This window comes from Leifsonia virtsii (assembly GCF_030433675.1).
GTDB lineage: Bacteria > Actinomycetota > Actinomycetes > Actinomycetales > Microbacteriaceae > Leifsonia > Leifsonia virtsii.
This window is the reverse complement of sequence record NZ_JAROCB010000003.1, coordinates 219,354-233,985: the sequence shown is the minus strand read 5'-3', so window position 1 is coordinate 233,985 and position 14,632 is coordinate 219,354. Positions and strand designations below refer to the sequence as shown.

Below are 14,632 nucleotides of genomic sequence, written 5' to 3'. Positions count from 1 at the left end.
GCGAAGACTGCACGCTCGCACGGCGTGTCGCGTGCAGTCTTCGTGTACTCGACGGTGGGGGGTCAGGCTGCGAGGAGGGCGTCGACCTGGGTGAGGGCCTGGATCATGCCCTCCTCCTGGCCCATGGCGAGGAGCTCGTCCATCTGGGCGGCACTGTCGAACTGGGAGAGGATGGTCATGCGGGTGCGGCCGTCGTGCTCCTCGAAGGTGGCCGTCATGCGTCCGGGCTCGCCGGGGGCCGGCGCGCCGCCCTCCTCGGCGAAGCCGTCATCGACCACGATGCGGTCGATCGGCTCGATCTCGACGAACCGCCACCAGCCCCAGGCTCTGCCGCCCTCGGGCAGGGTCATGTAGTAGGTCGCGCGTCCGCCCGGCTCGAACTCGAACACCTCGAACGTCGCCGGGTACCCGGGCGGGCCCCACCAGCGCTCGAGCTGCCGCGGGTCGGACCACAGCTGCCAGATCCGCTCGCGCGATGCGTCGTACTCGGTGACGATCGTGAGCGTCAGCGCGTCCGTGTCCTTGGTCGACTCGATGAAGGTCATCGGCCCGTCCTTTCGTCGGTGTCGTTCGTCTCTGCGGCGAGGATGCCGTCGATGGCGAGGTCGCGGTGCCGCCAGATCTCCTCGAAGCGGTCGAGCAGCTGCGCCGCCCGCCGGATCGTCTCGGGGTCGCCGCTGACCACGCGTTCACGCCCGCGGGCGGCCTTCCGCACGAGGCCGGCCCGCTCGAGCACGGCCACGTGCTTCTGCACGGCGGCGAAGCTCATCTCGTAACGCCGCGCGAGCTCGCTCACCGAGTGCTCGCCGCGCAGCGACCGCGCGACGATGTCGCGCCGCGTCGCATCCGCCAGCGCGTGGAAGATGCGATCCACCTCGGCATCCGAAAGCTTATCTACAACCATTTGGTTGTAGATTAGCGCGACCGTCGCGCCGACACAAGGCCGGGCTCCGCCGAGTGGTGACATGACGTCGCGATTCGAGCTCAGTGGTGACGGGATGTCACTGCTCGACACGTGGGGTGCGCCGCGCCCGGAGGGGGCGCCGTGTTGACCCGCCTGCCCCGCTCGCCCTAGTATCTGTGGGAACGATCCCACACGATCCCACACGATCCACCGGCGCAGGCGTGGTCGTGCACCCTCGGAAGGACATGATGGCAAACGGCCCCCGCGCCGTCCTCTCGCTCGACATCGGCGGCACCAAGCTCGCTGTCGGTGTGGTCACGGAGGATGGACGAACCCATGCACTCACCGTCGAACCCACGCGTCGTGAGGAGGGTCCGGGTGTAATCGTTCCCAGACTGTTCGACATGGGACACCGGGCGATCGCGGAGTCCGGACTGCACGTCGAGGCCGTCGGCATCTCCTGCGGCGGACCGCTCGACGCCAAGACCGGCGTGCTGACCGGCCCGCTGCACCTGCCGGGCTGGGTCGACCTGCCCATCGTGGAGCTGGCCGAGCGCGAGTTCGGCATCCCCGCCGTGCTCGAGAACGACGCCACTGCGGGCGCCCTCGGCGAGTTCCGCTACGGCGCCGCCCGCGACGCCGACACCATGGTCTACCTGACGATCTCCACCGGGATCGGCGGCGGCGCCGTCATCGGCGGGCGCCTGCACCGCGGCGCGGCCGGCAACGGCGGCGAGTTCGGCCACGTGATGGTCCGCACCGACGGCCGGCCCTGCCTCTGCGGGCGGCGCGGCTGCCTCGAGGGGTACGCATCCGGCACCTCGATCGCCCTGCGTGCCCGCGAGGCCGTCGCCGAGCGCGGGCAGGGCTCCGCGCTCGCCCAGCTGCCGGCCGTCCGGGCGGAGGACGTGGTCGCGGCCGCCTCGTCGGGCGACGCGCTCGCCACCGAGCTGTGGGAGGAGACGATCGACGTACTCTCCACCGCCCTGACCGACCTGGTCAACGTCTTCGAGCCCGACCTGGTCGTGCTCGGCGGCGGCGTCACCCGGTCCGGCGACGCGCTCGTCGTCCCGGTGCGGGAGCGCGTGGCCGCATCCGCAATGCCGCCGGCGGCGGCCGCATCCACCGTCGTGCTCGCCGAGCTCGGGGACGTCGTGTGCGTCGTCGGCGCCGGTGCGGTCGCCTTCGACCGTCTCGACCAGCTTGCGGGAGCCGGTGCCGGCACCCGCGCCGGAGCCCCGAAGGGAGACAACCGTGGCTGAGTGGATGCGCGAGCAGCTGCAGGCGCACATCGAGGTCGCCGAGCATGGCCGGACGCTGCTTCCGGCGCTGCGCGAGGTCGGGAGGGTGCTGTGCGACGCGTTCGAGCAGCGCGGCATCCTGTACACGTTCGGCAACGGGGGCAGCGCGGCCGACGCGCAGCACTTCACGGGCGAGATCATCGGGCACTACAAGCGCGACCGCAGGCCGCTCGGCGCGGTGACGCTGAGCACCGACCCGACCACGATGACCTGCATCGCCAACGACTACTCGTACGACGACGTGTTCTCGCGGCAGGTGCTCGGCCTCGCGCGTCCCGGCGATGTGGTCGCGGCCTTCACGACGAGCGGACGGAGTGCGAATATCGTCGAAGCGTTGGAAGCGGCGAAGTCGGCCGGTGCGACGACGGTGCTGTTCGGCGGGGGCGACGGCGGCCCGGCGAAGCAGTTCGCCGACTACGCGCTGCTGAGCCCGTCCACGACCACCCCGAGGATCCAGGAATTCCACACGTTCATGCTCCACGTGCTCTCCGAGATCGTGGACGCGTGGGCCGACGGCGACGAGGAGTGCGCACTGTGACCGACCGCGAGACCCAGCCGGCCGACGGCTCCGGACTTTCTCTCGTCGACACGCCGCGGACGGGTGGAGAAACTCCGGAGAAGACGGCGACGGACGCAGCGCAGCACGAGAGGGTGAGCGCCGCCGTCGATCCGACGGGGTCCGCGCCGGTCGCCAACGCGCCGGCCGGGACGCAGCCCCGCGACCTCCCGCCGGCGCCGCGCCCGACCGCGACACCCGACCGCACCCTCCACATGATCGGCAACGCCCACCTCGACCCGGTGTGGCTGTGGCCGTGGCAGGAGGGCTACCAGGAGGCGCGCGCGACCTTCTGGTCCGCCATCCACCGCATGGAGGAGTACCCCGACTTCGTCTTCACCTGCGACCAGATCGTGCTGCTCAGCTGGGTGGAGGAGTCCGACCCCGAGCTGTTCGAGCAGATCAAGCGCCGCGTGGCCGAGGGTCGCTGGGTGAACGTCGGCGGGTGGTGGGTCGAACCCGACAACAACATGCCGATGGGCGAGAGCTTCGTGCGCCAGGGCCTCTACGGCCAGCGCTACCTGGAGTCGCGGTTCGGCATCCCGTCGACCGTCGGCATGAACGTCGACCCGTTCGGCCACAATGCGATGCTGCCCCAGATCCTGCGCGGGCAGGGCATGGATTCGTACACGTTCCTGCGCCCGGGCCCGCACGAGTCCGACCTCGCGCCGAGCCTGTTCTGGTGGGAGGCCCCCGACGGCTCCCGCGTGCTGGCGTACCGCATCCCGTTCGAGTACTGCAGCCCGCCCGGCTCCGTCGACGGCCAGACGGAGAAGGCGCTCGCGTCGCTCGACCGCACGGTCGGCTTCGGCGAGAACGCCACGGCGATGGTGTTCTACGGCGTGGGCAACCACGGCGGCGGCCCGACGATCGCGAACATCGAGTCCATCCACCGCTACGACCGGATGGGCTCCTTCGGAAGGATGACGATGTCCTCACCGCGCACGTACTTCGACGAGGTGCTCGGCCGGGGCGAGGCGTTCCTCGACGCCCTGCCGGTGCGCCGCGACGACCTGCAGCACCACGCGCCGGGATGCTACTCCGCCCACTCCGGCATCAAGGCCTGGCAGCGCCGCGCCCAGTTCGCGGTGCTGAACGCCGAGCGCTGGGCGGCCGTCGTCGCCGCGTCGGACGGCGTCGAGTACCCGCGCGAGCAGCTGGAGACGGCGTGGAAGCAGGTGCTGTTCAACCAGTTCCACGACATCCTGCCCGGCTCGGCGATCGAGCCGTCGTACGACGACGCCCGCGACCAGCTCGGCGAGGCGGTGTCGATCTCGAAGCGCATCGTCACCCGGGCGCACAACATCATCGCCCGCCAGGTGCAGGTGGACCGCGAGGACGGCACGCAGCCCGTGCTCGTCTTCAACCCGCACCCCTGGCCGGTGTCGGTGGATGTGGACTTCCAGTACGGCGCCCAGCGCGGCGGCGTGCACGTGGTCGACGAGGCGGGCGAGCCGGTCGTGTTCCAGAACTCGCAGTCGACCGCGACCACCGACGACGTCTCGCGGGGCGCCGTGGTCTTCCGCGCCGACGTTCCCGCGCTCGGCTACCGCCTCTACCGGCTGCGGCCGGGCCCCGGCCCGGGGGTGGCCTCCGGTGCCCTCACCGTCACGCAGGACACGCTGGAGAACGAGCACGTCCGCATCCGCATCGACCAGGAGACCGGGTGGATCTCGTCGTACCTGGTCAAGGCGACCGGCGTGGATGTGATGGCCGGCGTCGACGGCACGCAGCACACCCAGATCAACGACGACCCGACCGACACCTGGGGCCACCGCGTCATCTCCTACGCCTGGCCGGGCGCGACGATGGAGCTGAAGCGCATCGTCGTCCGCGAGACCGGGCCGCTGCGCTCGCGGGTGCGCGTCGAGCGGGCGTGGGGCGCATCCACACTGGTGGAGGAGCTCATCCTCGACCACGACTCGGCCGTGCTGCGGGTGAACGTGACGCTCGACTGGCGCGAGCAGGCGCACCTGCTGAAGCTGCGCTTCCCGACCGTGCTGGAGGACCCGAAGGCGACCTACGAGATCCCGTTCGGGCACCTCGAGCGCCCGGTCGACGGCGCGGAGGAGCCGGCCCAGTCGTGGGTCGACCTCACCGGCACCGTCGACGGCGCCGCCGCCGGCCTCACCGTCATCACGACGAACAAGCACGCCTACGACGTGTCGCCCGGCTCGCAGGAGGGGGGTGACGGGCCGAGCATCGGCGTGACCGCGGTCCGCAGCCCCGTCTACTCGTGGCACGACCCGCGGCTGCTCGACCCGGAGGGCATCTACTCCTTCCAGGATCAGGGCGTGCAGCGGTTCAGCTACGAGCTGGTCCCGCACGCCGGCGACTGGCGCACGGCCGACCCCGTCCGCCGCGCGCTCGTGCTCGGCAACCCGGTGCGGGCGATGCAGGAGTCGTTCCACGACGGCGATCTCCCGCCCGTCCACTCGTTCGCGGGCGACGGCGGCGGGTCCGTCATGGTGACGGCGATGAAGGGGACCGAGGATGCGACGGACGCGCCGGGCGGCGCCGACGTCGTCGTGCGCGCGGTCGAGACGCGCGGAGAGGGCGGGCGCTCGCGCATCGAGCTCCCCCTGCTCGGCCGCACGATCGAGGAGGACTTCGGGCCGTCGCAGCTGCGCACCTTCGTGGTCCCCGCCGACCCGGCGGAGCCCGTGCGCGAGGTCGACCTGATCGAGCGCCCGCTGCCGTGAACGCGCGGCCCGAGCTGCGGGTGAGCGTCGTCGGCGCCGCGGCGGAGTCCGTCGAGGTGCGGGAGGAGTGGACCGACGCCGACCCGGGGTGGCGGCTCAGCATCCACGTCACCTGCACCGGTGACGCCCCGGTTCACGGCGCGGTCCTCGTGCAGGCGCCCGTCCGCGGAGCGGACGACCCGTGGTGGCTGATCCCGGGCGCTTTCTACGGCGAGAACCGGCCGGCCGAGAACACCCGGGCCTTCCCGCGGTTCGAGATCGGCGCGAACACCGCGCAGCAGCACCAGGCGCTGGTGAGCGACGCGTGGGAGTTCCGCGCCGACCGCGCCGCGACCCCCGCGGTGTTCGCGTGGGCCGGCCCCGGTCGCGGCGGCGTCGCGCTCGCCGCAGCCGAGAGCACCGCGCTCGGCCTCACCGGGCTGGGCCTCGCGCACGACGCCGAGTGGGGCGACGCGACGGTGAGCCTGCGCTTCCCGTACCGGGAGTACCCGGTCACGTACTACGGCGACGCCGAGACGCGCCAGGCCGACGTGGCGTCGTACCGGTTCGAGCCGGGGCGGACCGTCACGCTGAGCGTGCGCGTGTTCGCGCTGGAGGCCTCTCGCCACGCCTACGCCCCCGTCCTGCGCGCGCTGCACGCCGAGTCCGCGCCCGCCGCCCCGCTCGACCCGTGGGTCGACGTCGAGACCGCCGCCGACCTGACCGCCGACGGCCTCCTCACCTGGCACTACGACCGCGACCCCGGCGTGCTGCTGGAGACGGTCGGGTTCGACCGTGAGGTCAGCGGACGCGACGGCAAGCCGGTCGACCGGCAGGCGATGCACGTCGGCTGGGTCAGCGGCATCCCGTGGGCGTACGCGCTGCTCGCACACGGGCTGCGCACCTCCCGGCACGAGGAGGTGGATGCAGCGAGGCGCGTCATCGACTTCGTCACGGCATCCCTCTCGCCCTCCGGCACGTTCTGGGGCGTCTGGTACCGCGACAGCGGCTGGACGCAGAGCTGGACCGAGCTGAAGCGCGGCCTCCACTCGCGCACCCTGGCCGAGGCGACCCTGTTCCTGCTGCGGGCGCAGCGGCTCGCGCCGCACGAGCAGTGGGAGCGCGCCATCCGCTCCAACCTCGACGTCGTCGCGGGCCGGCAGCGCGCCGACGGCAACCTCGGGTCGGTGCACCACGCCGAGACGGGAGAAGTGCTGTCGTGGTCGGGCGCGTCCGGCCTGACCTGGATCGCTGCGCTCGTGGAGGCGGCCGACCGGGACGCGCGCTACCTCCCGGCCGCCCTCGCCGCCGGCCGGTACTACGAGCAGTTCGTCGACCGCGAGTTCATCCACGGCGCCCCCGAGGACGTCGACCTCGCGCCGACCTCCGAAGACGGCTACGCCGCCGTCATGGCGTACGTCGCGCTGCACCGCGCGACCGGCGACGCGCACTGGCTCGACGTGGCCCGCCGCGCCGCCGATTGGATGCTGACCTTCCGCTACAGCTACGACGTCGCCTTCCCCGAGCACACGCTGCTGGGGGCGTACGGGTTCCGGACGCGCGGAGCCGACAACGCGTCCCCGTCGAACCAGCACCTGCACGCCTACGGCCTCGTCTGCACGGCCGAGCTGCGCGAGCTGTCCGCCGCCCTCGGAGATCCGCACTACGCCCAGCTGGCCGACGAGACGCTCGCCTGCTTCCGCCAGTTCATCGCGCGCGAGGACGGCGACTTCAACGCCTACCGCGGCATGGTGAGCGAGCGGTACTACCAGACCGCGTGCTTCCAGCCGAAGGGGATGCTGCTCACCCTCTCGCACGCCTGGAGCGTCGGCGTGACGCTGCTCGCCTGCGAGCAGACGCTCGCGCCCTGACCCGAGTTGCACGTCGTGGTCGCTATTCGCGCCGAATAAGGACCAGAAGCTGCTGCTCGATCGGCTCTTCGGCGGCGAAGGGGCATCACCAACCGGCGGCTTGCTCGTCCCTATCTATGACGCCACTCTTGTGCGCGACGGGGAGGGGCGACGGTGGATGCAGTTGTCGTGGGGGCCGGGCCCAATGGCCTCGCCGCGGCCATCACGCTTGCGAGAAGCGGGCTGGAGGTCGCGGTCTACGACGCGGCTGACCGTCCTGGCGGTGCCGTGCGGAGCGTGCCAAGCCCCAGTGGCGCTCTGATCGATGTCGGCTCGAGCGTGTATCCGTTTCTTCCCACGTCCCGGTTCTTCCGCGAATGGCGTGCAGGAGAGAGGGTGGATCTGATCACCCCGGGGATCTCATACGCGCACCCACTCGACGGGGGCGATGCTGTCGTCGCATACCGCGATCTCGCCAGAACCGCGGAGGCGCTCGGGAGCGACGGGGCGCATTGGGCGCGTCGGTTCGGCGGTCTCGCCCGAGCCGCGGACGAGCTGGCCGATCTCGCGCTCATCCCGTTCGGCGGTTCTCTGCCGAGGCCTCCGTCAGTTGCACGCGCTGGCGTGGCGATCACCGGGGCCCTTCTCGATGCTCGCAGGAGCGCATCTCGCGGCAGCCGATCGGCGGCGTTGTTCGCCGGCGTCGCCGCGCACGGCGCGGCACCTCTCACCGGTCCCGCCGCAGCGAGCATCGGCACCACCTTGGCGGCGCTCGCCCACGCCGGAGGCTGGCCGTTGCCTCGGGGCGGCGCCCAGGCGCTGACCGACGCGATGGTAGCCGACCTCGAGGCGCACGGCGTCTCGTTCCATCTCGGGCACCGAGTCGGCTCTCGTGCCGAGCTGCGCGCCTCTCGGGTCCTCCTTCTGGATACCTCTCCCGGTGACGCGGCCCGCATCCTCGGCGTCGCACCCGACGCCACGAGGCGCATCCTGCACGCCCGTACCCCGGGGCCGGCGGTGTTCAAGATGGACTTCGTGCTGCGTTCGCCCGTGCCCTGGCTCCATGCAGACGTCCGCGATGCGCCGACCGTGCACGTCGGCGGGAGCGCCGCCGAGGTGCGGGCCGCAGAGGAGACGGTCGCTCGCGGTGGCGTACCCGACCGGCCATTCGTGATGGTCGTCCAGCCGACCGTCGTCGATCCCGAGCGAGCGCCTGGTCGGCACGTCGTCTGGGCGTACACCCGCCTGCCGCATGGCCTCCGAGACATCGACATGTCGCAGGCGATCATCCGACAGATCGAGCGCTTTGCTCCGGGATTCCGCGACACGATCTCCGAACTGCTCGTCACGACTCCCGATGACCTGCATGCGCAGAACCCCAACTTGGTCGGTGGCGACATTCTCGGCGGTAGTACCGCTCGACTGCGCTTCGTCCGCCGCCCCACATGGAGCGGCCGCCCCTGGCGGGTCGATTCGGACGGCGCCTACCTCTGTTCCAGCGCAGTGGCTCCCGGGCCTGGCGTCCACGGGATGGTGGGATACCTCGCGGCCGCGGATGCTTTGCAGAGCTTCTTCCGGCGAGGGGTTCCACCGCTCGCCCACTGACCATCCAATGCATACATAATCGCGCGTTTTTGCTCTTCCTCCAGCGCCTTCGTCCTTATACCTTGGACACATATTTCCAAGCTTTATGGGGGTGTTGATTGCGAGTCGACGTAGAACACTTTCGGATGTGCATCGGCGAGCGAACGATCATCGACGACCTGTCCTTCGTCGTGGAGGCAGGTGAGACGTTCGGGTTTCTGGGTAGCAACGGGTCCGGCAAGACGACCACTCTGCGGGCACTCCTCGGCATGTGCCGCGCGACCGGCGGCAGGCTCCTCATCGATGGAGAACCCTTCGAGCCGGGGAGCGGCGCGCCGGTGGGCTACCTGCCAGAAGAGCGCGGTCTCTACCGCAAGGATGCCGTGCTGGACATCATGATCTACTTCGCGCAGATCAAGGGCATCGGCCGTCGCCAGGCGCGCAGGTGGGCAGAGGAGTACCTCGATCGTGTGGGACTGGCAGACAAGGGCCGGCTGAAGCTGGAGAGGCTCTCCGGCGGCCAACAGCAGAAGATCCAGCTCGGAATAGCCATGCTCGGCGAGCCGCGGCTGCTGATCCTGGACGAACCCGCCAAAGGTCTCGACCCTCTGAACCGTCAGTTGCTGATGAACCTGGTGGCCGAACGGCAACAAGATGGGGCGACGGTGATTCTGGTCACCCACAACATGGACGAGGTGGAGCGGCTCTGCGACCGCGCTCTGCTCCTTCGCGACGGCCGTGCCGCCGCGTACGGACCCATTGCCGACATTCAGGATCAGTTCGGTGCGCGAACCTTGCTGGTTCGCGCACACGCGCCGATTCCGGAGTCCCCGCTGTACGCGATCGGGCAGTCAGTGGACGGCGAGCAGGTGATCCATCCCGCAGGCGCTGCTTCGGACGAAGAGATCCTCAAGCACCTTGTCACGGCGGACGTGCGGCCGACCGGGTTCCGCTCATGCCCGGTATCGATGGACGAGGTGTTCGTCCGCGTCTACGGGGAGAAGGTGCCAGCGTGAGGTCCTCACAGGTTGCAGTCGTCACCCGGTTCGAGCTCGCCCGTACTCTCCGTAAGCCGCAGTTCTGGATCGCCGCCCTCCTGCTGCCGGCGATCCTGTCAGCAGTTGTGCTCGTTGTCGCCTGGGCGGGCAACGCAAAGCCGGAAGCCAAGCCGATCACGTTCGAATACACCGACAAGTCGGGGCTGATCTCGGATGCCGTAGCTTCCGCGCTCGGCGGCTCGGCAGCTCGGCCTGGCGCCGGCGACCGAGCTAGGGCGGGTGAACTCACGGCCTACCTTCAGTTCCCCGCAGACCCCGTGCGAGAACCGGTCACGGTGATCGCGGCCGATCGCGGCCTGATCGCCAATGGCGACTATGCACACCTGGTCGACAGGCTCTTCTCCTTCAGCGTTGACGCCTCCCTCGAGTCGAAGGTGGTGGGGCTGGTCCGATCGAGCCCCCGAGTCGATGTCCGCACCTACACGGACGGAGAGCCGGCATCCGGACTCGACGGCATGATCCTGCCGGGCTTGCTCGCAATTCTCCTGGTTCTGGTGGTCGCTTTGCTGGGCAACCAGATGCTCAACTCGACCGTCGAGGAGAAGGAGAACCGCATCAGCGAGATGCTGCTGGTTTCGCTTCCAGCGCGGGCCCTGATCAACGGCAAGATCCTCGCGCTATCGCTTCTCGGACTCGTGCAGATCGGGATGCTGGCCATCGGCGTCGGCATCATCTATGCGACAACATCCTCTTGGGTGCGTCTGGAGGCGATCGGCATCACATCCATCAGCTTCGATCCGATCCGCATCGGTGTCGCCCTGCTTCTCTTCGCCGGCGGTGCGCTCATGATGACAGCCCTACTCGTGCTGGTGGGCACCATCATGCCGACCGCGAAGGATGCGGCGCCCTACTACACGGCAGTGGTGTTGTTCACGATTGTGCCCCTTTACCTCATCACCACCATCCTCGTCAGCCCCACGAGCACCGTCATCCAAGTGCTGACGTATTTCCCGTTGACCGCGCCAATGACAGCGCTGATCCTCAACGCCACCGGAGCGCTGCACCCTGTGGCGGGCGCCTCGATAGGCGTCGGTCTGCTCGCCATCGGAGCCCTCATCCTCAAGCTCGCAGTCCGCACCTTCCAACGGGGTCTGCTGCAGTACGACCGGCAGCTGGTTCTGAAAGACCTTCGATCCACCCGCGCGTAGCGCACAACGAAAGGAAGACGATGACCGACATCGCCGTCAGAATCAACACCCGCCACGGCTCGCCGATGGTCGGTGCGGGGCTTGAGGCCCAGTGCACCACGCCCGTCACCGCGACCCCCGCCGCCGTGACGGTTCTCGCCGTCGCCTACGGTGTAGGACTCCTCATCGGCTACGCAATCCGCTGATCCGCCACCCACTCGCAACGAAGCAGGAGAACTCATGAACATCGCCACCACCATCCAGCAGCGCGGCCGGCACATCGACGGCACAATGGCCTCCGCCCAGCTGCAGATCAACCGCGCCGTGCCGGTGACCGCCACCCCCGCCGTCGTCGGGCTCGGCGCTGCGGTGCTGGGCGTCTTCGGCATCGGCTTTGCCGTAGGGCAGGCGGCCGGGAGGTGACCCACGCCCGACTGAAGGGTGTCTTCGCGCCGATCGACATCGATCGCGAAGGCACCCTTCGCTCCATCGAAAGGCTCACCGCGGCAACGACAGCGGTCTCATCGGCGGAGTACCTTGCGCGCCCTCGCGAGTTCGGGCGCGGATCCCTCGGTGATTGGACCATCATCGGTCAGCGGTTCTCCCACCTGCCGAAGTGGCAGCAGCGGATCCTCGAGGCCGCCAGCCGGCCCGGGGTCTCGCGCGCCCTCCACGCCGGTCGGCTCCTGGCCGCGGCTGTCCTCCTGGCCCCCACGCCGTCCAAGCTCCGTGCCTTTGCCGACGGATACCTAGCCCTGTCAGCGGCCGCGCTCTACCCGCGATCAACCTACGGCAGCGACGGCTCGGACCAGGTGGGATTCCAGACGTCCTCCGCGACATTCGTCGCCCGTGTCATCCCAACTCAGCAGGTTCAGGACGGTGCGATCTGGTACGTCGCGTTGCAGTCCGCGCTCGCCTACGCGGTCTCCGGATGGGTGAAGGTCTTCGGCCGCTCCTGGCGGACGGGAACGGCCGTCCCCGGCGTGATGCGCACACACGCCTATGGAAACAAGCGACTGTGGGAGTTCTTCAAAGACAGGCCGAGGGTCGCCCTCATGAGCGCTCATGCAATGCTCGCCTTCGAGGGCCTATTCCCGCTGGTGTTCCTCGCTAAGGGTCGCCTGACCAAGCCCTTTCTCCTCGCGGCTGCCGGATTCCACACCGCCATCGCGGGCTCCATGGGACTTGGCCGGTTCCTCACCGCCTTCGGCTCGATGCTGCCCGCCATCGCCTATGCCACAAACGACAGACCGAAGTCCAAGCTTGTTCCCGCGATGGCCCTCACCACGATCGCGGCCGCACTCGTCGGCGGCGCCGCCGGCGGACTGATGCGCTCCTCTCGAGTTCGAAGGGGCCATCACGGCGACCACAGAATCACTTGCAGCAGCGGAAACAGCCTCCGTTACCAGCGGCGTCGATCATCCCGACGAGGCGCACCCGTTCTTGTCCTCGAGCACGGGATGGCGTCGACGCCAGAGCACTTCGCCTGGATCATCGAACACCTCCCCGCGGATACCGAGGTGATCACCTACTGGCGGGCGGGCTATGGCCCCTCCGAGAACATCAGCGGCGGCTACGGTATCGACGACAGCGGTGAAGATCTGGCAGATCTGGTGGAATCCCTCCCCGCCGACGTCGGCCCGATCTTCCTCGGCGGGCATTCTCTCGGCGGACTCGTCGCCCGGCACGCCGCCCAGGTAACCGACCGTCCCATTGCGGGCGTGATCTATCTCGATTCCTCTCACCCCGGACAGCTCAGCCTCTCTGACGGTCAGCGCAGGGGCGCCGACGGCCTCAGCACTGCGTTCACCGCCGTTCCCAGCAGCCTGCGGGTCGGATTGGGCTGGCTCCTCCCCCGGCCCGCATGGGTGCGATCCCTCCCTGAGCACGCCCAGGGCCGCGCCCTCGACCAGTATCGAGACTTCCGCCTTTGGCTTGCCGGATCTCGCGAATGGGCAACCGCACGAAGGAGATTCAGTCGGAAACGCGGCAGTGCTCTCGCAGCGATGACCGTGCCTGCGCTCGTGGTCACTGCCGAGCTCACTCTCCGTGGCGACCCCGCACAGGACCGACTCCACGCCGACCTTGCAGGCAGCCACCGTGATCAGGCCACCCGCGTCGTCATTCGCGGGGCGGACCATGACTCCATCCTGACCAGGCGCGAGCACGCCGAGGCCGCCAGCGAGGCGATCGTGACGTTCATGTCCGAGGCCGCCGCATGAAACGCCCCCCGCTGTCCGAACTCGTTGTCGCCGCCGCCGCAACAGCCATGCTCACCGCCACCTTCTTCTCCCAGCACCCCAACCGGCTCTTCGACCGCTTCCGCGCGCAAGACAAGATCGGGTTCTGGCTGCCGAACTGGCGCTTCTTCGCGCCTGAACCGGCCCAGAACGACTTCCACATCCTCCATCGGACCCTCAGCGTCGACGGCACCGAATCGGAGTGGAGGGAAACGCACCAGACCACTCAGCGCAAGCTCGCGCACTTCGTATGGTTTCCCAGCCGTCGCACGGACAAGGGCATCTTCGACACCACCGCAGACCTGATGGGGGCCATCCCCTTCGGCAGCGAGGCCGTTCTACGTTCGCCGGCATACCGCACCCTCGCCGCATTCGTCCTCAGACGCATCCGCGAAACCTCGCCCGCGCCTATAGCCGGATACCAGTTCATGCTCGCAAGCAGTACGGGCTACGACGGCGCAACCGAGCCCGAAGAAATCCTCATCTCCCCCTTCATCCCCCTGGAGCAGCAATGAATGCCACCGCCCCTGGCTATGTCGGCTACGGCCGGTCCTTCGCCCCGATCTATGACCAGATCTTTCCCCGCGAGACCATCACGGAGGCCGAGATCGCCTGGCTCATCCGCCAGATCCCGACCGGATCGAGCAGACTCCTGGAACTCGGAGTCGGCACCGGCCGCGTCGCGATCCCGCTCGCCCGAGCCCTCTTCGAAGGCGCCGAAGCAATCGGCTACCGCGGAATCGACATCAGCTCCGAGATGTTGGCTGCGCTGGCAGCCGCCGACGGCGAGAAAATCGTCGCAGCTGAGCTCGGCGACATCCTCACGCATGACTACGGCAACGGCCTGGACAGCATCCTCTGCGTTTGCGGGACCATCAGCATGCTCGCCGCGCCACAACAACAGGCCGAGATCTTCCGGAAGGCAGCCGCAGCGTTGAAGCCCGGCGGGACTCTTATCGTCGAGACTCACAACTCCGAGCTTGTCGCCTCTCTGCACCAGGACGGCACCGCGACTTACGCCATTCCATATCCGGGCGCCCGTCGCGCTCTGGTCACGTTCTCTGAACTGGCAGGAACCGCCTGGCATCTCGAGCATTGCTGGATCGATGGCAAAGACACCCGCTTCCTCAGTGAGGACAGCCGGGTCACTACGCTCGCGGAACTCGACCAGTATGCAGCCGACTGTCGCCTCACACTTCTTTCGCACACAGCAGGCCTGAACGGTGCACCGATCGAAGCAATCAGCGGAACCGTCACGGCGGTCTACCGCAAGGACGAAACCGCGGCGTGAGGTTGCATGCCGGCCGCACCCGACCCGGTGTCGACCACCG

14 protein-coding genes are annotated in these 14,632 nt (G+C 69.1%); 12 read left to right on the top strand and 2 right to left on the bottom strand.

All coding sequences use genetic code 11. The features are described 5' to 3' along the window. Nucleotides 1–62 precede the first annotated feature (62 nt). Nucleotides 63–545 (bottom strand): SRPBCC family protein, encoded by a 483-nt coding sequence (locus P5G59_RS11990; protein ID WP_301219189.1) that lies wholly within the window; start codon nt 543–545, stop codon nt 63–65. After that, nucleotides 542–904 carry an ArsR/SmtB family transcription factor gene (locus P5G59_RS11985; protein ID WP_301219187.1) on the bottom strand — a complete coding sequence of 121 codons (363 nt, stop codon included), beginning with the start codon at nt 902–904 and terminating at the stop codon, nt 542–544. Before P5G59_RS11985 ends, P5G59_RS11990 begins: the two co-directional genes overlap by 4 nt. 245 nt (nt 905–1,149) lie before the next feature. Between P5G59_RS11985 and P5G59_RS11980 the strand changes: the two genes are divergently transcribed. The 12 genes from P5G59_RS11980 (at nt 1,150) to P5G59_RS11925 (ending at nt 14,592) form a co-directional block, all read left to right on the top strand. Continuing rightward, a complete protein-coding gene (locus P5G59_RS11980) occupies nt 1,150–2,166 on the top strand; it encodes an ROK family protein (protein ID WP_301219185.1) in 1,017 nt (338 codons plus the stop codon). Further along, a complete protein-coding gene (locus P5G59_RS11975) occupies nt 2,159–2,743 on the top strand; it encodes a D-sedoheptulose-7-phosphate isomerase (protein ID WP_301219183.1) in 585 nt (194 codons plus the stop codon). The genes P5G59_RS11980 and P5G59_RS11975 overlap by 8 nt, the downstream gene beginning before the upstream one ends. Further along, complete coding sequence (locus P5G59_RS11970; protein ID WP_301219181.1) at nt 2,740–5,463, top strand: alpha-mannosidase; 2,724 nt, start codon at nt 2,740–2,742, stop codon at nt 5,461–5,463. The genes P5G59_RS11975 and P5G59_RS11970 overlap by 4 nt, the downstream gene beginning before the upstream one ends. Beyond that, the gene (locus tag P5G59_RS11965) at nt 5,460–7,313 is read left to right on the top strand and encodes a YyaL domain-containing protein (RefSeq protein ID WP_301219179.1); all 1,854 of its coding nucleotides are present in this window, start codon (nt 5,460–5,462) and stop codon (nt 7,311–7,313) included. The genes P5G59_RS11970 and P5G59_RS11965 overlap by 4 nt, the downstream gene beginning before the upstream one ends. 153 nt (nt 7,314–7,466) lie before the next feature. Continuing rightward, nucleotides 7,467–8,897, top strand: coding sequence for a phytoene desaturase family protein (locus P5G59_RS11960; RefSeq protein ID WP_363324684.1), 1,431 nt, complete (start codon nt 7,467–7,469; stop codon nt 8,895–8,897). Between the two features lie 125 nt (nt 8,898–9,022). Then, entirely contained in the window at nt 9,023–9,892 is an 870-nt protein-coding gene (locus P5G59_RS11955; protein ID WP_301219176.1) for an ABC transporter ATP-binding protein, read from the top strand. After that, nucleotides 9,889–11,082, top strand: a complete 1,194-nt coding sequence (locus tag P5G59_RS11950; RefSeq protein ID WP_301219174.1) for an ABC transporter permease — start codon at nt 9,889–9,891, stop codon at nt 11,080–11,082. The genes P5G59_RS11955 and P5G59_RS11950 overlap by 4 nt, the downstream gene beginning before the upstream one ends. Nucleotides 11,083–11,102: 20 nt before the next feature. Further along, on the top strand, nt 11,103–11,267 hold the full coding sequence (locus P5G59_RS11945) for a hypothetical protein (RefSeq protein ID WP_301219172.1): 165 nt from the start codon (nt 11,103–11,105) through the stop codon (nt 11,265–11,267). Between the two features lie 34 nt (nt 11,268–11,301). Further along, nucleotides 11,302–11,484 carry a hypothetical protein gene (locus P5G59_RS11940; protein WP_301219170.1) on the top strand — a complete coding sequence of 61 codons (183 nt, stop codon included), beginning with the start codon at nt 11,302–11,304 and terminating at the stop codon, nt 11,482–11,484. Next, the gene (locus P5G59_RS11935) at nt 11,481–13,283 is read left to right on the top strand and encodes an alpha/beta fold hydrolase (RefSeq protein WP_301219168.1); all 1,803 of its coding nucleotides are present in this window, start codon (nt 11,481–11,483) and stop codon (nt 13,281–13,283) included. Before P5G59_RS11940 ends, P5G59_RS11935 begins: the two co-directional genes overlap by 4 nt. Further along, nucleotides 13,280–13,816 carry a hypothetical protein gene (locus P5G59_RS11930; protein WP_301219166.1) on the top strand — a complete coding sequence of 179 codons (537 nt, stop codon included), beginning with the start codon at nt 13,280–13,282 and terminating at the stop codon, nt 13,814–13,816. Before P5G59_RS11935 ends, P5G59_RS11930 begins: the two co-directional genes overlap by 4 nt. Next, the gene (locus P5G59_RS11925) at nt 13,813–14,592 is read left to right on the top strand and encodes a class I SAM-dependent methyltransferase (RefSeq protein ID WP_301219164.1); all 780 of its coding nucleotides are present in this window, start codon (nt 13,813–13,815) and stop codon (nt 14,590–14,592) included. Before P5G59_RS11930 ends, P5G59_RS11925 begins: the two co-directional genes overlap by 4 nt. Nucleotides 14,593–14,632 lie beyond the last annotated feature (40 nt).